This window comes from Citrobacter koseri ATCC BAA-895, from assembly GCF_000018045.1.
GTDB classification, from domain to species: Bacteria; Pseudomonadota; Gammaproteobacteria; order Enterobacterales; family Enterobacteriaceae; genus Citrobacter_B; species Citrobacter_B koseri.
In genome coordinates this window covers 3,236,339-3,256,784 of the sequence record NC_009792.1, presented here as the reverse complement: position 1 = coordinate 3,256,784, position 20,446 = coordinate 3,236,339, and the positions used below count along the sequence as shown (strand labels likewise).

Genomic DNA, 20,446 nt, shown 5'->3' with positions numbered 1-20,446 from the left:
GTAACCGCAGATTATTCTGCGGTTACTTTAGCTATGAATGAATAACTGTTAAAGAATAAATTAAATTTTAATTCCATGCCGTTGACTAGTGGTTTCGTTCTATTCTGAGGGAAGTATATATCGTCTCTTTTTAAGAAAATAGTCTTATCATCGGCGATGAGCTTTACTTTATTGTCAGGTTGCAATTCAACTAAGGATGTATATCTTTTATTGTAATTAATAATGGCGAAGATAAAGTCTTCTGCTAATTCTCTATTTTCTTGGATGTTTATCCATGATGAGAATATTTTTTGAAGCAAAACATCTAGTGGTATACTTAGCTCCTTTGATATGTTTGTATATCTATCATGGTAATCAGCGGTGCTATTTTCCATAATTACATTCTGCATCGTGTCATGATCGACGTCTAATGCATCAGATATATTTTTACTATTATCGATTAAAACATCCCAAACAATAGTTTCAGGTGGAGCTGTTACACCACCTGGCAATGAACTGATATATATATCTTTATCAATGTATTGGGCTACCTTTTCTTTCTGATCTGCATCTAAAATACCGATGTAATTTATCGGGGATTTTCTGAGGGGTTCATAGTGGAGAGCTATTTTTTCAATATTAGAATCACAACGTATTGGTAAAATTCTATAGCTTTTTAGGAATGCAGGTGCAAGTTTCGATAATAAATAGTTCGTAAAGTTAGCTGAGAAATTATCTTCAACAAAAATTACACCATCTAACTGAGGGACTAACCCTAAAGCCGATAAGTACTTTTCACGGTGTTTAGGTTCAATCAGATGAGTAATGTCTGTCAAACGTTTTTGTAATACTTTTGTATTCTCAACACTAATTTTTGACAATATATGTTCGGAATGCGTTGATAACATAATCCAAAGTTTATTGCTATTTGATTGCTCTGCAATCTTATCCATTAGATAAATTTGGGTATTAGCCGATATAAAATTCTCTGGTTCTTCTATAAAAATGATTGAGTTTCTTTCGCAGTTTTTTATAAACCATAAGATATAAAAGACCGCAAACTCTCCCATTCCCATGTCAATATTTGAGTATTTTGCCCCACTAGCTAATTCAATCTCAAAATATGGAAATGTATAATCATTTTCAATTGCTCCAGTGATCTCTCTGAATACTATTCTTTTATATTTTTTGCCAATAATACTTTCAATTTGAGGTTTTGTTTTATCATCATTGAATGATATATTCTCTCCTTCACCTTCAATTAGCTCATTAATATTTTTAGTTCGTTTTATATAATCTAATATTCTTGCGCATTCTTGACTCGGTTCAAGATAGTAAACATTTTCTAAATGATGTTCTGAATTTCTATCAAATATAATATTCGAACGATTATCTAATATTTCAATCTGGAAATCATATACACCGAATCTCAAAGGAGAAAGCTGTTTTTTAGGTGATTTTATTGCTTGGTATATTAATTTTAAGAAAGTTGTTTTTCCTACACCATTCTTGCCACAAATCGCAGTGATAGCACTTTGAGGCTCTATTGTTATATCTTCAAATCCAGATAGTTTTTTTATTTCTACTTTTTTTATTCTGGTTCTATATTGTTCTACGTCGTTTACATAACGCCAGATGTCATTTATTCTCGCTGCTCGCATTTTAATAAACCTTCCATTCGTTAGAGAGGTTTTCAATACACTCTTTGACATCGAAATTATGAGATGCTATTACATCTGCTAGAGTATCAAGCTGTAATGTGTCAATACTATCAGGCAGAGGAATACCTGCCTTATACAGTGATAAATTTATTATAATGTCGCGAATTATAATAGATGCTGTCGTCATTACTCTAGATGATGACCTCTCAATATATATAAGTAATAATTCTTTTATGTTTGTTTCATTGGAACCAAAGAAATGAATTATGTCTTCAGGAATTTGTTCATTGTTTTTTACTGAGTGCTTAGCTCTTTCAAGGTTGAAAAATGCTACCATAAGATTGTCTGAATTAGTCGAAAGGATATTTTTATATTCTGCTAAAGAATATATCCAGTTTAAGGATGATGCTTTTGTTAGATTAATGCTATAGTTACATTCATCTAAATGCTTACGCATATTAGCTAAGGTTAATATTGAGAAACTTAGCTGTTCTAATATATCTGAGTCAAATCCAGTTTCATCTCTAAATCGATAATTTAACACTTTGTCGTTAAGTGTTGCGCGAAGAGAGTTCTTTTCTAATAAATATCCAACTCTTGCTATAAGGTCATTATAAGCAAGTCTAGAGTTTGTGAATCCTAATAGATCTTTATTCACGCCATTATCTTGCATTAATCTAACAAAATCAGCCGTTTGGCTTCTTAATTCTCCAAATAATGAATTCCTTTGTTCCGATGAGGTTAATTTAACTGATTGATTTAATCTGTGAAATATTTCACCAGGTTCACCAGCAGAATATTCCATCATTTCATAAATTATAAATCTGTATGTGTTAAATTCCCTTTTCGTATCATCATCGAGCTGCTTATATTTTTTCCCATTTAATGCTTGTATTTCATCATCTAAAGGCTGAATATTACCATCAATTGAGAATTTATTATTTATAAAATCTCTTATTGCAGTTAACCTTTGTTGTCCATCAAGAACTTCAAATGTTTTATCATCTATTTTAACTAAATGAATTGGCGGTATAGGCCATTTTCTTAATATAGTGTCAATTAACATTTTTTTCTTCGAAGATGACCATACTTCTCCCCTTTGGAAATCAGGGCGGGTATTGATCTCTCCTGAGTTTATATCATTGAATAGATTAATTACTTTATCTTTTCTATCATCTATTTTCATATGAATTGTACCTGATTCCATTATTCATAAATATAGTGAATATTACTTAATGAAAATGATCGAGATATGAATGTATTGATGTATGATAATTAACCATATCCCACGCTACCGCCCTGAGGTTTAAGGCCATCCCCAGACCTTTTAGAGGGATTATGAACAATACTATACATATGTTCAACGATGTTAATCCATACAGATCACAAAGTTAGGCAACTCGTTGGTTGAATATTGTTCGATCTTGTGAGGGGATAATGCAAAGCCCATCAGAGAACCAGCCTTGATAGACTATCGGTGGGTTTTGTGTCCAAAAATTTTCTCAAAGTGAGCGATGTTTAATTACAATTTATACGTATCAAAAAAGTAGATTTGGCTAATCACCTCCCAAGCATCCCCCCAGCCTTACCCCCACTATCCTGTGCCACCTTAACCCCGCCCGCCAGCGCCCCATTCACCGCTATGCCAACTCTCACCCCAGCCCACGTCATCGCCCCCATCCAGAAAGTCGGCAGAACCAGAAACATCGACCCCATCACCAAATTAATGATCACGTCATCCTGCGTATTCTGGATCCCGGCCAGATTCCAGCTACTGTGGGTATCACTGTTGTAGAGCACATCCAGCAGCCAGCTATCGAGCCACCGCGCCAGTTCCCACCAGAAGGTAAGGAAGAACAGCGCAAACTGCACAAACGTCAGTGTCATCACTACTTTCACATCCCATGCCGAACAGAGTGTTACCAGCGGAATACAGATCACCAGCGCCATTTGCAGTAGCGCCTGTACCATCGGTAGCGCCTGACGTACGCTGTCAAACGCCGGGAACGCCGCAATGCTGCCGAGGATATTTCCGGCGCTGGATGCCAGCCGGGTGGCGGCATTGGCTATGGTGCCATCGACATTGCCACCATAGCCGGGGTAAACGCGCCCGTTCTGCGATACCTGCATATTTCGCTCACTGACCAGCGAGCGCAACACGGCCTCTTCATATACTGCCTGCGACTGGCCGATCTTTTTAAACGCTGTCCAGATATCCGGAGCCGGGAGTTGCAGTAGCCGCGCTTTCAGCCCAACAGTATCGTCGGCCCACCACTGTTTACAGGTGGGATAGCCGCCCGCGCCGGTATCGGCCAGCCCGGCATCGCGTGATGTGCTGTACGGCCACGCACTGTGCGGTGAAAGGGCATGGTCGGTATCGTAGTAACCAGTCGTGTTGAGAAAGTACGATGATCCCAGCTAGGCAGTATCATCACTGGTGTCATCCTCCAGCTCTCCGGCACGAAATTTCAGACGGGCGCGGGAAGGGGCATAACACTCCTCGACGAAATCCCGAAGTTCCTGAGCCAGCGCTGGATCCTTGATTCGGGTGTGCTGCACCTCAAAACGGATCTGACGCAGATCCGGCTGGCAGGGCAGGGTGGCAACCGTTGCGCTGGTGATGCCTTTGCTGATCACATGAATAAAGTACCACCAGACCGGGACGGCGGCGGTTTTACCGCCGAGCGAGTTTATAATCGGTTGATAGCCGGTATCGGCGGGTTGTGGCACCGACATGCCGCACTGCTTTGAGCGCGTGGTGTCATATTTGATGGTATCGAGGTCGATGTTCAACATTGGCACGCAGGTGAACATAATCACCAGCAGCGAGGTGTACATCAGGTGCTCGGTCCATACCAGAGCAAGCGCGGCTTTATTGCCCTCATCCGCCCCCTGACTTCTGGCCTGTAACCACAGTGCCAGCAACTTAATCAGCAGCGGCAGGGCGAATAATCCGGTGGCGCTAATCGCATTCCACAACCCGTTATTGACCACCCAGCCGAGCAGCGTCAGAAAGTATTCCAGATAGCTGTTGGTCGTCACCGGAATACCTCCGGCGCGATCTCATTGAGCGCAATCAGCACGATAAACCACAGGGTGATGCGACGAATTGTCGGGCGATAAGGTGGGAAGCGATCGTACAGACGCCAGCCCACACCGGACATTGCAGCGTACAGTGTTATACGCCAGAGCAGCAGATCGCTGCGGTTAATCTGCGGCGTGTTACCTGATGCCAGGTAAAATGTCGCTGCGATGCAGATCAGCAGCAGGGTGCCGGACAGCATCAGCCGCTTCATTGCGCCTCTCCACCTGTGGGCTTGCTGAGATCGTCCACCCGTTTATCGGTGTCGTCCTCTACGCCGACCGCCTGGCCTTTGGTCTTCGCCCGCATGGTCTGGCGTTCAAGGATGGTGAGCGCGGCGTTATCCGCCAGCGCCTGACGCATATCCAGCTCCAGCTTGAGCTGAGACAGTTCCTGGTCGAGCTGGGCGGTGGTCTGGGTCAGCGCGGTTTGTGCCTCTTTTTCTCCGGAGACATTGGGTTCGCGCATTCCTGCCAGCAGTGTGCGCCGGGCCATCAGCGCCTGCTCCATCACGCGGGAGAGAGCCAGTTCGCCGGAGAGCCGCTGGATAAGCACCGCTGCATCGGGATCGTCGCGCAGCGCCTCAATCACGCCGCGCGTCAGATGTAGTTCGCCGCCGCTGGCCTGCGCCAGTGTGTCATCATTAACGGGCTGGCTGCGGTTCACCATATCGATAATCAGCGGCTGGATCTTATCCTTTTCTTCCTGAATAAGCGGCGTCAGCCCGACGCCGGATTGTGCGCCGCTTTGCTGGTCAGTGCCGCCGGATTGATCGTTATCCGGGGCGACGTTAATAGTCTGTTCGCCAACTACCCGCGTCAGCCATTGTGCGGCGTCATCGGGCTTGCTCCAGACCTGACATAACTCACCCTGGCAGTCACTGCCAGAGACGGAACCGGTGCTGGTCGCGCTACGATTATTGAGGATGTTGTAGCCTGCAACCGTCGTATCGCGTATCAGTTTGATGGGCGGCTGGCCTTTACCGCCGCGATGTTCGCCACCAACCCAGCGTTTGCCTTTCTCTGCCGCTTCTTCGGCTGCTCTCTGGTCAGCACGAACGGCGTCTTTTTCGCTGGCCGCAATTCCCTGATAGTTCTCCGCCTGGGCGCTCTGCGTCCATGCCGGACCGAGCGCATAATCGGTCATCTTGCCTGCCATATTCTGGCAGCTTAACAGTGACTTATCGAAGTCGAGGCGTCCCTGAAGCACACCGTTGGTCAGCAGATCGTAGAGCTGGGGATTGGCTCGCTGGATCACCATTGCGGGCAGGCTGGCGACCGCGCTGGTTGCGCTTTCGATGACTTCTCCCATCAGTTGCTGGAAGCCGTCCGTCACGCCGTTGAGCTGATTACGGACTGTGGTGTCGATATCGAAATTGCCGCACATCATATCGCTGTTCCAGCTTACACCTGCCGTTAGCGGGAAGGTGTTACGCCGGGTTGGCGGTGGAGAGATGGCCGCACCGCCGCCGATGCGGTAATACATCCAGTCGCTGATCGCCCCCTGTTGTTTGTATTGATATTTGTCGTCTGCCGGAGCGAGAAAGGCGACGAACAGAAGACAGTAAGCTGAGCGCATAGTTAACCTCCGCTGCTGCCAAGAAAGGTTTGCCCACGACGCGGGCAGCATTTATAGGGGCGCCACAGCGTCCAGACATATGCACCGTCTTCTGCCAGTTTATCGGCGTAAGAGTCGGTGGTAGACCCATCCGGGAAAATGGCGCAGGAGGCAGACTTTTTGGGAGCCAGCATCTGCCACTGATGGTTACTGCTGTCGCCTTCCATAACAGGATCTGGCGGCCAGTATCCGTCGTGTGAAGAGGCAGTCAGCGGAATATAAACATGCGGCTGACCACTGCGCGTTACCAGATCGGCAACGCGTTGGGCGATGACCGCCCCGGCCTTATAGTCATGCGTCTGGCTGAGCGCCCCGGCTCGTGGGTAGACATTGCCCCACATATCACCGTCTTTGCTGACTTCGCGCAGCCCTGGCGTTAACGCCTCTGGGTAGAACATTTCCGGTACACCGCTGCGCCAGGCGAGCGCATCCAGCGTGCTGAGAAAATAAGGGAGAAAAGGTTGTGACGACGGGGCGCAGACGTAGCCAAACTGGGCAAAGAAGTTTGCCAGCGCATCACCGGCAGGGAAGCCAATCGCATCAGCATTTTTAAAGCGGACTTTGCTGTGCTGGCCGACAGTGCGGGGATTTGTATCGCCACCGGCTTCGGCGATACCGGGCAGCGGCGAACTGAGCGGCGACATCTCAGCCCACGGGTTTTGCCCGGTCACGCTGTAGGCCGATACCACCAGGTCCGGTCGGAAATGGCGTACCTTTACCGACGTGCGTACCGAGCAGCCAAACGGTGAACAAAAAAGCCAGTAGCAGACACCGATCACCTGATATTTTACGCACGTCGGCGACAGGGCTGAGGCAGCGATTTCCGGTGTAGTGATGGCTTTACCTGCGCACGGCATCATTATCAGTAAGCAAAGTAATGTCCGGTGGAGATTCATGGCGATGTTCCTGAGCCGATATCATCAGTTCAGGCTTTACCACAGGGTGGAAAAAATGGCGTGGGGGAACTCTGTATTGCCAACAGAACATTTTTTTGTAAATGCTTACAATCTAATGGGGGAAAGTGATTTCTGTTAATCACCCGCAGACAACGATTTCTGATAATGTCGGCCAAAGGAGAGGGAGACCAATGTCAGATATCAATCCACGCAATGCGTTACCCCAGGATCGGGAATCACTCTACAATCTCGTCTGGCGCGAACCTGCGGAGCGCATAGCCGCGCAATATGGCATTAGTACAACGTTACTGGCAAAACGATGTACAGAAATGCGGATACCCAGGCCGCTTGCCGGTTACTGGAAAGCGCTGGCGAAAGGGGCTGCACCTGCGGTGCCAGCATTGCCTGATTTGAAGAAGGGCAAGGTAGAAAAAACTTCAGGCAAAGCCAGTTTGGCCGTTCAGCCCCTCACAAAAGTACCATCTAAAGTAGCCATGCCAGCACCGCGAAAGCGAGCAAGGACGGCGGGTAGTGGCTATGCACTGATTGATGATCTCAAAACTTACCTTCCCGTCTCTTCCGTCACAAAAGACGGCTACTACAAACCAACGAAAAAGAAGCTACTCGATCTGAATGTTTCAGAAACGGGGTTCAACAGTGCTATCGATTTTCTTAGTCGGTTCTTTGCTGCATTGGGAAAGCAAGGGTATTGGGTACGATTGGCTGAAAGCGCTGAGGGACTTCATTGTCAGGGCATCGATATCAAAGAAGATCTAAAAGAGGGAGGTTTGCGCTACGACAGTTTATGGCGCCCTTTTTCAGCAAGTATTATTTGCATTGAAGATATGTTGTTCGGCTTTAGCCTAGCTGAAATGACGGAATATGTTCCAGCAAAAGAGATTAATGGTCAATACATTCGCGATGAAACCAGGCATCCGCTGGATGCGAGGAAAGCATGAACAGCCGTTTCGCTATGTCATTAAACATAATTTACCTACAGGACGATTTCTGCTACAGCTTTATTCGCCATACTCATCAACAAAATGGCAGACTGAGTTTCGGCAGACAAAACAGTGTGGGCTTGTAAGCCAGATCCCGAAGATCATTTCTGCGATGTATGATGTTGTTCCGCTGATTAAGAAGCAGCAGGAAGAGGCCAGAGTTAAGGCTGAAGCACGGCGGATCCAGTGGGGGCTGGATGAGAAGAGATATCTGGAAAAGGAGCGGATCAGAAGGGAAAAAGAGGCATATAACGTCAGTCTGGCCGAATTGAAAGCTATTATGGTGCAGTGGGCGGAAGATAAGCGTATAGAGCAGTTTTTTTGTGAGGCGGAGCTGGATGTGGCAATGTTGGATGGGCAAAAGAAGGCACTGGTAATGGAGCGTTTGCAACTGGCCCGTCAACTCTTATCAGTAGATACGGCAGTTGAGCGATTACTAAAGTGGGAAACGCCGCAGGAACAGTTTAACAAGGGATAGTTTTAGAGGGTGCTACTTTTTTGGGAAATATATTTTTACTTGAGTGAGAAGCGGATGTTATATCCGCTTCTAGGAACTCGAGTTATTGCGCACAAAGGACATTATTTGTATTATTTATGATCGCATCTTTCAATTTATTTATGCTAATCAATGATTCTATCTGGCGCATAACTTATAATCGGTCCCATAAACATAACTAATCTATTCATAAAATGATATGTTGCCAAAGCGTATTCATGCGTCCTGTAGTCGACAAGACTCATTTTTTTACCTTTATATTTTTCAAAGCCAGGGTATTTACTAAGTTCATCATCAACTATATAAAGATGTTTTATTTTATTGTTAACAACTCTAATTTCATTAATTATGGCATATGATGGAAGGGATTCTAAATCAATCCCATTTTTGGTAGATAATCTTTTCAGCTCATGCCATTTAAAAGGCATTTCTTTCTCCTCGCCTCCCATGATTATTATGGCTCGCTTAACAAACTGTTCAATTGTTGCCCACAAATGAATTATCAAACCTTCATCAGCAATTTTCTTTGCTGTTAATAGTTCGCAAACATAGTTGAAATTGATGAAGCCCATTCGAGCACAATCAACTTTAGTTTCATCATGCTCGTCATAAATAATGCTAAACATTCCACCATGCTGTTCATCGTAATTTTTAAATAACGGGGCAATTTTCTCTGCATTTATATTGTATTGATGCAGTGCATATCTATTGAGCATGATTACATCATCAACTCTTTTATTAAAGCTGTTTAAAAGGGAGTTTCTTTTTTTCTTTTTTATTTTCTCTATTTTACTTTGACAATTTTCTGGTCCAGGAAAGTCACAAAAATCATCCACTTTTATTTTAATTTCGGGGTCGGGGTTTTTTATATGAACATCTACGTATTCATTTAAGGTGGGAACAAACTCAGCTATAGTTATTTCCATGTTAATAATCTCCATTCTAATTTCGGTCTAAGAAGCAGAATCCACTTCTTGCTCGGGGCTTTTCTGCATCACTGTATCACATAAATTCAAATGAATTAAGCATAATCTAGCCCAGTAAATGCCACCTGCATAGCAGGTGGCATTAATTGCGTCTCGTGGAGGAGAACTAAATTGGTAAATATTTTTTCTTTAGTTATAGTGATTATTCACACTCATCCCCACAACGTAAGGCTACCTATTCAATTGCTGTTTTCCGTTCTACGACAAGCGGAGAGTGCTTATCTTTGTGAGTTTTCCCGAAGCTAAACATCATAACGCAGGAGAATAAAGTAGCAATTAAGATGAATATGTATAGGATGATTTTTAACCATTTATCCGAAGATAAATGAAGAGAAAATAAAGAGTTATAAGTAGAAAATGCTGTTAATAAAAGCCAGACGAACACTATAAAAAACTGACCCATTGATTAATTTTAGAAACAGATACACTCATGGGGCCCGTTATAAATTTCTCGGCGAGATTTTCGTAACCTGGTCTCTCAAGTAAAGTTTTGTATAGAGGGTCAGTTACTTTATCCTCTAACAAGTCTAAGTGGTTCTCCCAATTTTCTTGCCAATATTTACTCCCTCTGCTTGAAAGAAACCATGCAAAAGTAAAAATAAAACCAATACACGAGACCACAAATGATAAAAAGAACTTACTTGGTATATGTTCTGATGACAGAATAGAGAAGTATCCAGTAAAGGCAACAACTATTAATGCCCAGAAGTAAGTTGCCCTTTTCCAGTAAAGCTCGACCTCAAATTTTCTAATATCTGAAACTTGATTAAATGTAGCCTTTAGTTTTTTTGATTTTCCATTTTCAGCTTCGAATTTTAAATTATATCCATCATGATTCATGATATAAAATCTCTTTGTTGTAAAAATTAATTTTCAACTAACTTAAATGTGTATTAAAATGGCTATAATTAGCAAAAAGCTACTGCCACTGATTGAGCCGAAGTTTAAAGTAATCTATTGTAAACTCCTATATAGCATGCTATCAGTTAATTAGGTAATACCTTTAAATATGACCTTTTTGTCGTTTGAAAAATAACCCAATATAGTTATCATTAGCCATGTATTTTTCATATGAATGATCAAGGCTATCTCTTGACGATCTTATTTTTGTTATTAAGTCTAATAATTTATTTATATGTCTAGTATCTAATGAATAATTTTCATCCAAAGTGGCTTTGCTTATATCAAATTCGATATCTCCTTCTATGGACTCGACCCCAAATACAGCAGAAACAAAAGAATCAATTTCATCATCAAATTTATCGCAAGTTGCTTCTAACAATGATGAGGCATTTGTAATTTCTTCAAGGAAGACTTCTTTTTTCCCAATGGAACCCCATCCGTACCCATCTAGCTTCCTTAAAGAAAGTTTAACACTTTTCTCTTGCTTTTTTATGTTTAAGTAACTACCTCTAATCGCCAGTGAACGATTGAAAATGGTTTTTATTTTTCTGGTGTTGATCTTTTTATCGTTCAATAATTCATTTAATAAACGTTCTATTGAGTTATATCTATAAATGAATCTAACAGCCTTTTTTAGGTTAGGTAATAATTCATCCTTTATTTCAAATGCTAATTTGTATGCGTCATTATTAGTTAAGTTTAATAAGTAATTTCGACCGACACGATAAGCCATAAATGCAGTGACGGCCATCACTATATTCGCTCCAGCAGAAATCCAATCAGTAGCGTTGCTCATTTAGGAAAACCTTTAATTTATCGATTTTGAAGATATTACCCTATGTTAATTAACACCTGCAACGATCTACATGGCCTATTAATGCGCGAGGATCATTTTCATGTCCGTTGTCTAGCACAGGCCTGCCAGTCAGATTGAATTGCAATTTGGATAAAGCGATACTCGATTCAAGTGGCTCACTCAGCCACTGACAAAGCACCTTTCTGCCACCCTCACCGCCGCCTCCAGCTCACTACACCCAAACTCCCGCATAATCCGCATGCGCTCTGCCTTCTCATGCTTCTCCGTCATCCCCAGAGCCAGCCACAGGGCAGGGGAAACCACGCGGAACAGTGCCTCAACACGCGGCGAAAGCACCACGCCTTCGGTATATTTCCCCGGCGCTTTGGTCGCACTTAGCAGGAGCTGTCGCTGTTCCGGCGTCAGGAATTTAAAGCGGCTAACCTGCTCCACCTCCTTGGGTGGCATCACCAGTAGCTCCCACCACTCGATCATATTGAGCAGTTTCTTCGCATCATCCGGGAAGTCGCTCAGGTTCTGCGTTGCCAGCCAAAGCCAGATCCCCAACTTGCGCCACATCTTCAAACCCTTCGTCAGAAACCGCGCCAGTAGCGGGTTGACGGTGATGATATGCGCTTCGTCGGTAATATTAACGATGGGACGAGCCAGATGCTGGTCACGTTCGCCGAAGTTGTTGATATGGTTAATCAGCGAGATATAGGCAATCGCCAGTTGCGCTTCGTAACCTTCGCGGGCAAACATCGCCAGATCCACCAGAGTGATATCCGCTTCCGGCCAGGCCTCGCCTTCACGGTTAAACAGTTCACCCTCAAACCCGGAGCAGAATATATTCATCGCTTCGCCCATCTCCCACAGCCGGTTACGGCGGGATTCCGGTAGTGCTACATCCTGTGCCAGCGTGAACAGGGCGTCGCGGAGATCCTGTGTCAGCGTCTGTCTCTGCTCGCGAGCGGTGAGCCGGGCCGCGTGCAGAATCGCTTCGCGAATTAATGCCCGGTCAGAGCGAGTCAGGCGGGCGTCTTCTTTCAGTTAGCCGCCAGTGATCATCAGGCGGGCCGTGATCTCCATCTCGCCCAGCAGATCGCGTTGTTCGTTATCGGCATCTTCGGGATCGTCATCATCTGGTTCTGCTGAAGGCACATCGCTTTCCGCCAGCTTCCAGGCATCAGCAAATAGCGGCAGCGTGATGCCGGAGCCGGGTTTCAGGCTGATTTTATTCACCGTCAGGCCATGCTCACGGGCGTAATCGGCCATCAGCCCGAACGAGTTGCCCGCCTCGACGATAAAAAGGCGCGGGCGATGCAGCGCCATCAGTTGCGCGATTTTGGCGTTCAGGGTGGCGGATTTGCCTGCGCCAGTTGGGCCGAGCAATAACAGGTGCCTGTTCTGGGCGCGGTCCTCGCGGTTGAGCGGATCCCAGCACAACATCCCGCCTCCCCGGTTAAAGTAGCTGACGCCCGGATGCCCGGTGCCGCTCTCGCGGCCAAATAGCGGCAGCAGGTTGGCGAGGTGCTGCACAAAGCTGAAGCGGGTGTAGAGCTGGCGCTTGTCCCGCGCTGGGTCGAAACACATCGGCAGCCAGCGCAGCCACGAACTGAGCGGGGCGAGTTCGTCATTTTCCTGTACCGGGACCATACCCGCATTCAGCAGCAGACTGTTCAGGCTGCGCACGCGTCGGGTCAGTTCGCCGTTATCCGGGGCGGAAAGATAAAACGCCAGCGCGCTGCGGTAGAGTTTGTGGCCGTCCTTCAGCCAGTGGCGCACCTCCTGACAGTCTTTTTTGGTGTACTCCGATTCGACGTTCTCGCCGATGGCGCGGTCGCTGAGGCGACTTAAATGTTCCTCCAGCCGGTCCTGCGGCCAGACGACGATGGTCAGCGCCATAATCACCCCTTCCGGCAGCAGATCGAACAGCGCGTTAATGCCGTCGCCGCGTGCAGACTCTCCGGTCATATGGCCGACGGTGGGCGTTTTGCGCAGCTATGCGGGCGCTGGTCAAACAGCCATGAGCTCATCTCGCCGAGCAGTTCGTCCTGCACCAGTTGTGGTACCACGGCTTCCGGCTCGCCGTTGAAGGTGGCGAGGGCGGTGCTGAACAGGTCGGTAAATTCGGGCTGGCGCTCCAGCGGTATCAGCTTTGCCCACACCTGTTCCGCTGCGCTGCGTAGCGCCAGCAGGCGATCGATAATCTTTCGGGTCAGGCCGCCGTATAGCGCGTTGGGGATGCAGGGCAGCAGCCAGTCTACGGTCTGTAGCATCCGGCTGATTTGCGACGGGCTGACGGGATAGCCGTCGCGGGTGAGTTGCTCCGCCAGCGCCAGCTGCGTCGAGCATTCAATGCCTGCCTCCTGGTAAAGATCGCGCAGGTGCAGGATCCTTTCCGCGCGTTCGATAAACATCAATCCGTTATGCAGGTCGCTTTCGGCCAGATGGCCGATCAGGCACTGGACTTCGCCTTGCTGCGGTGACAGCGTTTCCGGCCACGGTCTGAACGGCCAGCAGACGCGGTGGTAACGCTCATCCTTCGTCTCCTGCCACAGTTCATTGAGGATGGCGAGGCGCGTATTCCCGCCGCTGGCGAGCATATATTTTTCATCACCGGGGCGACGGGTCAACACCGGTGGGTTATCCAGCTCACGGGCAAGAATTGACGCTTTCAGTACGTCATAGCCGGGGTTGCGGGTGACGCGAGGATTGAGGGAGAACGACTGGATTTGTTCCAGACTGACCTGGACTATTTCCTGTTCTCCGGTAGTGCTGGCACCGTGAAGTCAGCGGTTGAGCAGGTGTGAAGCGCACATAATTTTCCTCCGGCATTCAGACATCGCGGGTGAGGCGGATGCGCTGGTGGATCCAGGCATCCACCTCGCTTTCCAGCCAGGCGACGTGGCGGCTGTTGAGTCGGATGAATGGCGGAAACTGTTGCAGCTGAATTTGCCGATAAATCCACGATTTACCGAAGCCGATTTTGTCTTCCACCTGGCGTAAGCGTAAAAATCTGTCGCTATTCATAACCATTCCTCCTGTGTCCAGATTCGTTCACATCAGCACGATGGGCGTGGTTATCAAAGCAGCAGCGTCCCTGCCAGGCAGTAAAAATCCTTATCTGGGTTAGTGAGAGTTGTTAGTTGAAATGGTTAGTTGATCGCGTTACGACGGTGCGCCGCGCTGGAGTGCGGTTTTCAACGTCTCGGGGCTCAGCGGCAGGTGCATACCTTCCTCACGCGCCCAGCATTCGAAAATGTTCAGCAGTTTGTAGGGATGCCCCAGCATTTCATCGTCCAGCTGCGGGTTGTGCTTGCAGGCCAGCCACAGCAAACGGGAAAGCGCGGAGGTGATCCGCTCCTTTGATTCCGGCTGATGACGGGTCAGGAAGGCCTCGAGATGAGTGCGGCGGATGACGAACAGAGCGTCAGGAGGCAGCGTGTCCTGCAGGTAGCAGACGGACAGACTAAGCCGGGATTTCAGGTCATTGCGACCATTACCATACAGCTGGCCAATCAGCAGATGCAGCTCTTCCTGGAGGTTGTTTTGCGTGGCGAGTAGTTCCAGTAAAAGCTCCCGCAACGATTTGCGGCAACAGAGTTGGTAGTAGCTGTCGTTCTCATCGCAGACCACAATGCCAATCTGGTTGCAGCAGTGGGTATCTTTGGGGCAAGGACGATTCAACGTTTTCGCCAGTTGCTTGTGGAGCAGCAGGCGCTCAAGGCCAATTAACGGCAAATTCCACAGATGGCTGGTGGTCAGTTGCAGAGTCGGGCCGCGTCTGCACGGCGGAGAGTTCGCCATCACTTTGCGGTTGCCGGGTTTGTTGCACTGAGAAGGCGGAAAGGGAGGTTTGCTGAATCGGCAGACAAAGCGGCAAGGAGGATTGAGTGGTCTCAGAAGTACGGGCAAGGGGAAGTAGACCGAGAGTGGCAGATCGCCGTGCAGGGCATGGCGGATCAGGTCGGCGGGCAGCAAAGTGATATTGTGCTGCCGGATGACTTCTGCGGCCTCGTCCAGCGTCAGCCACTCCTGGCGGATTTTGTGTGGGGGCATGGGGCGTTCCTTTTTGTGTTGTTGGTTGTGTGTAGTGCTTGTTGATGGTGAAAACCGGTGTGAGATGTTTTTGCTAAAACAACTAACCTGATCAGTTTAGTTAACGATCTTTTCAGACATAATCCGGTGATGATTTACGCTGGAAAAACAGGATGTAACATTGAATAGCTCGGAAGACGATTTGCTTGAAGTGGCGTGGTATTTGTCGAAGTACGGTAAATCTCAACCACCTGTGGGACTTGGTGTTCAGAAATGGAAAGAGGCTTTTGCCTTGTTTTATCCTCGTTTTGGCGCGGGCAAAACCGCCAGCGAGTTTCACAATAGTCTGAAAAATAGTCGTGACCGTTTTGATTCCTGGCTTAGTGATGTGCGTGTCGGCTGGCTTGACGAGCAGGGCGCTCCTGCTGTGCTTTCTCATTCAGCGCAGCGTGTGCATCAGCGATTGAGTGTGCTTTCAGACAGTGCGATTGAGCAGCGCGTTCTTTCGTTGATATCTTCTGATGGAGATGAACAGGCGCAACGTGACTGTCTTATTATTCAGCAAGATAAAAGTATTGAAGATACCGTACGCGAGCAGCTGATTGCGGCACGGCTGGGGCAGGGTACCTTTCGGAAAAATTGTCTCATGTTGTATCCGGCATGCCCTGTTACGGGAACGACTTTTGCGCCGTTACTGCGTGCCAGCCATATAAAACCGTGGGCTGCCTGCGAGAATGGGAATGAACGCCTTGATCCGTTTAATGGAATTATACTGGCCGCACATATTGATATTCTTTTCGATCAGGGATGGATTTCGTTTGAGAACGATGGGCGCTTATTAATTAGTAATGAGCTGGATATTAGCGTTAAAGAGCAGTGTTTGTTGCCGGAGAAAATAAAGGCGTTTTCTGTTGAATCGTATTGTTATCTGGAGTGGCATCGGGAGAATTTATTGAGATAGTTAAGCTATAAACTATCTTCGACAGCGCTATTTTCTGAACTTACAGGTTCCAATATTGCATTGAACGCTGTCCAGTAGGGCTCACGGGCTTCTGGAGCATGCTGTGCAACCGGTAATCCTCTGCTGCTTCGGTTATAAAGCTTTTATGTGCCATGCAGCAGGATATGGTTGCCTCCTGAACTCCGTATAACCCGAGTATTTGTATCGAAGCGTGAACAAAACATTGCAGCCAGCCTTTCAACGTGGACAATAGTTATCCATACGGTGATTTTATATTCGATAAATCAATGGATTTCATTGAGTCATAGGACTGGTAATGGATGAAAATGCTTTAGGGTTTGCCTCATACTGGCGCAACTCGCTTGCAGATGCTGAGTCAGGAAAGGGCAGTTTTGAACGCAAAGACGCCAAAAATTTCACTCACTGGCATGAGATAGCGGCGGGACGTCTTGACGAAGCGATCGTCGGTAAATTTTTTGAGGGAGAAAAAGACGACGTCGAAACAGTCGATATCATCTTGCGGCCAAAGGTTTATTTCCGGTTACTGCAGCATGGTAAGGACCGTTCCGCTGGTGCGCCTGATATTGTTACCCCGATTGTGACGTCAGCCCTGTTGAGCCGTGAAGGTTTTTTATATCCGACTCCAGCGACTTCCATTCCCAGAGACCTGCTTGAACCTTTGCCAAAAGGGGCATTTTCGATTGGTGAGATTGAGCAGTATGACAAATACAAAACGACACATACGTCATTCTCTATCAACGTTGATTACAGCGTTGATAAGACTGCCGAAACAGATGAAGAACGAGAAGCACGATATGCAGCCTGGCAGCAGGATTGGCGTCAATATCTGGATGATTCAGAGAGGCTACTGAAGAACGTTGTCGGCGACTGGATTAAAAATCCCGAGCAATATGAACTCGCTGAGCACGGTTATATTGTTAAAACGGCGCAATCTGGCGGCGCCAGTTTCCATATCCTTTCGCTTTATGATCACCTGCTTATTTGCAAAAAGGATGTGCCGCTCTTCAATCGCTTCGCCTCGCGAGAGGTTCATGCTGCAGAGTCATTACTTCCTCCGGAAGCAAAATTCAGCGACAGACTTGGACACTCCGGGGATAAGTTTCCGCTGGCAAAGGCTCAGCGCGATGCCTTAAGCCATTTTCTTGATGCAAGACATGGCGATATCCTTGCCGTCAATGGTCCACCGGGAACCGGAAAAACCACGTTGGTGCTTTCTATCATCGCCACGCAGTGGGCCCGAGCGGCTCTCGAAAAAGCGGAACCTCCGGTTATTATCGCGACTTCAACGAATAACCAGGCTGTAACGAACATTATCGAGGCGTTCGGGAAAGATTTTTCCCAGGGCACTGGTGCAATGGCCGGACGATGGTTGCCAGAGCTGAAAAGCTTCGGCGCTTATTTTCCCTCAAGCACTCGTAAAGCCGAGGCAGCCAAAAAATATCAAACTGAAGATTTCTTCAACCAGGTTGAGTCAAAAGAGTATGTAGAGGATGCACTGCTGTTTTATCTCGAGAAAGCTAAAGCAGCCTTCCCTGAAAAAGATTGTTCATCCCCTGAAAAGGTAATTGAACTCCTGCATGGTCAGTTGGCAGCAAAATCCGAACAACTGGTAAGGCTGAACGCAACATGGCAAACGTTAAGCCTGGTTCGGGCGGCGCGAGAGCTTATTGCTAACGACATTGAGCAATATCTCGATAATTTAAATAAATTACTTTCCGGGCAAGAACAAAAAGTCACTCTACTGAAGAGTGCTAAAGCGGAATGGAAAAAATATCGGGCCAGTGAATCACTGATCTATTCATTATTTTCATGGCTACCAGCGGTTCGCAGTAAGCGGCAGTACCAAATACAACTGTTTCTCGAAGATAAATTAGGTGCGCTGATTGCGGGAAATCAGTGGTCTGATCCTGAAACCATCGAACGTAATATAGATGGACTGCTCAACTCCGCTGAGCGCGAGCAAACAACCTACCGGCAGCAGATTGACTCCACCCATGAAATTGTTCTTAAAGAACAGCAGGTAGCTCAGGAATGGCAGAGGCTGGCACTTGATTTAGGGCATGAGGGCGACGAGGAACTGAGCTTCTCACAGGTCGATGAACTGGCTGATACGCAGATTCGCTTCCCTGCATTCTTACTGACGACTCACTACTGGGAAGGCCGTTGGCTGATGGATATGGCCAGCATTGATGACCTGCAGAAAGAAAAGGGCAAGAAAGGTGCTAAAGGGGTAGCCGCCCGATGGCAACGCCGAATGAAACTTACCCCATGTGTGGTCATGACCTGCTATATGCTGCCCGGCAATATGCAGATAAGTGAACACAAAGGACAACGTAAATTCGAGAAAAGCTATTTATATGACTTCGCTGATTTACTCATTGTCGATGAAGCCGGGCAGGTGCTTCCTGAAGTGGCCGCTGCCTCGTTTGCCTTAGCCAAAAAGGCATTAGTGATTGGTGATACGGAACAGATCCCGCCAATATGGAGTATTGCTCCCGCTATTGATATAGGTAACATGCTGGCGGAAAAAATTCTTTCTGGGAGTACGCAAGAAGAGATTACTGAGAAATATACGGCAATCGCAGAGCTTGGCAAAAGTGCCGCATCTGGCAGCGTTATGAAAATAGCGCAGTGTGCTTCGCGCTATCAATATGATCCCGAACTGGCTCGCGGGATGTACTTATATGAACACCGCCGGTGTTTCGATAATATTATTGGATACTGTAATACGCTCTGCTATCACGGTAAGTTGTTGCCTAAAAGAGGGCTTGAAGAGAGCAATTTAATGCCCGCAATGGGTTATCTCCATATTGATGGTAAAGGAGAGTTGGCAAGTAGCGGAAGTCGATATAATTTGCCTGAGGCTGAAACGATAGCTGCCTGGCTTACAGAGAACCAGCAAGATATTGAAACGCATTACGGCAAAGCGCTTCATGAAATTGTCGGTATCGTGACGCCTTTTAGCGCGCAGGTATCCACCATCAAACAGGCGCTGGGTAAACAAGGTATCAGTACAGGCGCGAATGAAAAGTCGCTCACAGTGGGCACCGTGCACTCTCTTCAAGGAGCGGAAAGAGCGATTGTGATATTCTCGCCAGTCTATTCAAAGCATGAAGACGGCGGGTTTATTGATAGCGATAACAGCATGCTGAACGTTGCTGTCTCCCGTGCGAAGGACAGTTTCCTGGTCTTCGGCGATATGGACCTGTTTGAGATTCAGCCAGCTTCATCTCCGCGGGAATTACTGGCAAAATATCTCTTTGAGTCAGAGAAGAATGCGCTCACTTTTGATTATAAAGAGCGTAAGGATTTAAAAACTTCCGAGACCAAAATTTACACACTCCATGGTGTGGAGCAGCATGATAATTTCCTGAATCAGACGTTTGAAAATACCGGTAAACACATCACGATAGTTTCTCCATGGCTGACCTGGCAAAAACTGGAGCAAACCGGTTTTCTTGATTCTATGATTGCGGCGTGTTCACGTGGTATTAACGTCACGATTGTCACTGACAGAAGCTACAACACTGAACATAATGATTTTGAGAAGCGAAAAGAGAAGCAGCAGAACCTCAAAGCGGCGCTGGAGAAACTGAACGCCCTTGGTATTGCGACAAAACTGGTCAATCGTGTTCATAGTAAAATTGTTATTGGTGATGATGGTTTGCTGTGCGTGGGATCATTCAACTGGTTTAGTGCGACACGTGAAGCGCGATATGAACGATACGATACATCGATGGTTTATTGCGGTGATAACCTGAAGGGCGAGATTGAGGCAATTTATAATAGCCTTGAGAGGCGTCAGGTTTAGAGCGGCGATTATATAAGCCATCTTATCGCTATTTCTTTAGGATAAGATGGCTAAATTACCGGTTGTGATATAGGAACCATATGATTTAGCGAAGAATTATGTATGCCGATACTGTAAGATTCACTGCGCAGCTTGTATGTACGCCCCCCACAACAATTGGCAACACTATTGGCTAGCTCTCATAATTTGTACGCT

The 20,446-nt window shown here is 46.9% G+C and carries 12 protein-coding genes and 4 pseudogenes; 3 read left to right on the top strand and 13 right to left on the bottom strand.

Annotated features, from left to right (window positions below; genetic code table 11):
* Positions 1 to 11: 11 nt before the first annotated feature.
* From CKO_RS14950 to CKO_RS14925, 6 genes and pseudogenes are all read right to left on the bottom strand, one after another.
* Positions 12 to 1,640, bottom strand: coding sequence for an ATP-dependent nuclease (locus tag CKO_RS14950; RefSeq protein WP_012134275.1), 1,629 nt, complete (start codon positions 1,638 to 1,640; stop codon positions 12 to 14).
* 1 nt (position 1,641) lies between these two features.
* Positions 1,642 to 2,826, bottom strand: a complete 1,185-nt coding sequence (locus CKO_RS14945; RefSeq protein WP_012134274.1) for a DUF262 domain-containing protein — start codon at positions 2,824 to 2,826, stop codon at positions 1,642 to 1,644.
* Positions 2,827 to 3,200: 374 nt separating this feature from the next.
* Positions 3,201 to 4,682: pseudogene (locus CKO_RS14940) on the bottom strand (conjugal transfer protein TraG N-terminal domain-containing protein).
* Positions 4,679 to 4,936, bottom strand: a complete 258-nt coding sequence (locus CKO_RS14935) for a hypothetical protein (protein ID WP_012134271.1) — start codon at positions 4,934 to 4,936, stop codon at positions 4,679 to 4,681. Before CKO_RS14935 ends, CKO_RS14940 begins: the two are co-directional and overlap by 4 nt.
* Complete coding sequence (locus CKO_RS14930; RefSeq protein ID WP_012134270.1) at positions 4,933 to 6,300, bottom strand: integrating conjugative element protein; 1,368 nt, start codon at positions 6,298 to 6,300, stop codon at positions 4,933 to 4,935. The genes CKO_RS14935 and CKO_RS14930 overlap by 4 nt, the downstream gene beginning before the upstream one ends.
* 2 nt (positions 6,301 to 6,302) lie before the next feature.
* Complete coding sequence (locus CKO_RS14925; protein ID WP_024130751.1) at positions 6,303 to 7,235, bottom strand: TIGR03756 family integrating conjugative element protein; 933 nt, start codon at positions 7,233 to 7,235, stop codon at positions 6,303 to 6,305.
* Positions 7,236 to 7,426: 191 nt separating this feature from the next.
* Here CKO_RS14925 and CKO_RS14920 point away from each other — a divergent pair.
* Positions 7,427 to 8,714 (top strand): annotated as a pseudogene (locus CKO_RS14920) (hypothetical protein).
* A 143-nt stretch (positions 8,715 to 8,857) separates the two neighbouring features.
* Here the strand turns inward: CKO_RS14920 and CKO_RS14915 are convergent.
* The 7 genes and pseudogenes from CKO_RS14915 to CKO_RS14885 all read right to left on the bottom strand — a co-directional run bounded on the left by CKO_RS14915 (position 8,858) and on the right by CKO_RS14885 (position 15,479).
* On the bottom strand, positions 8,858 to 9,658 hold the full coding sequence (locus CKO_RS14915; RefSeq protein WP_134863692.1) for a hypothetical protein: 801 nt from the start codon (positions 9,656 to 9,658) through the stop codon (positions 8,858 to 8,860).
* Between the two features lie 444 nt (positions 9,659 to 10,102).
* Positions 10,103 to 10,558, bottom strand: a complete 456-nt coding sequence (locus CKO_RS14910) for a RipA family octameric membrane protein (protein ID WP_012134263.1) — start codon at positions 10,556 to 10,558, stop codon at positions 10,103 to 10,105.
* A 163-nt stretch (positions 10,559 to 10,721) separates the two neighbouring features.
* The gene (locus tag CKO_RS14905; RefSeq protein ID WP_012134262.1) at positions 10,722 to 11,417 is read right to left on the bottom strand and encodes a hypothetical protein; all 696 of its coding nucleotides are present in this window, start codon (positions 11,415 to 11,417) and stop codon (positions 10,722 to 10,724) included.
* Between the two features lie 180 nt (positions 11,418 to 11,597).
* Positions 11,598 to 13,447: pseudogene (locus CKO_RS14900) on the bottom strand (conjugative transfer ATPase); the annotation flags it as partial.
* A 51-nt stretch (positions 13,448 to 13,498) separates the two neighbouring features.
* A pseudogene (locus CKO_RS23530) lies at positions 13,499 to 14,152 on the bottom strand (ParB family protein); the annotation flags it as partial.
* A 103-nt stretch (positions 14,153 to 14,255) separates the two neighbouring features.
* Positions 14,256 to 14,450: a helix-turn-helix transcriptional regulator gene (locus CKO_RS14890; RefSeq protein WP_024130750.1), complete on the bottom strand. Its 195-nt coding sequence runs from the start codon at positions 14,448 to 14,450 to the stop codon at positions 14,256 to 14,258.
* 138 nt (positions 14,451 to 14,588) lie between these two features.
* The gene (locus CKO_RS14885; RefSeq protein WP_024130749.1) at positions 14,589 to 15,479 is read right to left on the bottom strand and encodes a hypothetical protein; all 891 of its coding nucleotides are present in this window, start codon (positions 15,477 to 15,479) and stop codon (positions 14,589 to 14,591) included.
* Between the two features lie 160 nt (positions 15,480 to 15,639).
* On the opposite strand from CKO_RS14885, the gene CKO_RS14880 reads away from it, so the two are divergent.
* Both CKO_RS14880 and CKO_RS14875 read left to right on the top strand, forming a co-directional pair.
* Positions 15,640 to 16,419, top strand: coding sequence for an HNH endonuclease (locus tag CKO_RS14880; protein ID WP_012134254.1), 780 nt, complete (start codon positions 15,640 to 15,642; stop codon positions 16,417 to 16,419).
* A 316-nt stretch (positions 16,420 to 16,735) separates the two neighbouring features.
* Positions 16,736 to 20,251, top strand: a complete 3,516-nt coding sequence (locus tag CKO_RS14875; RefSeq protein WP_012134253.1) for an AAA domain-containing protein — start codon at positions 16,736 to 16,738, stop codon at positions 20,249 to 20,251.
* The last annotated feature ends 195 nt before the right edge of the window (positions 20,252 to 20,446 follow it).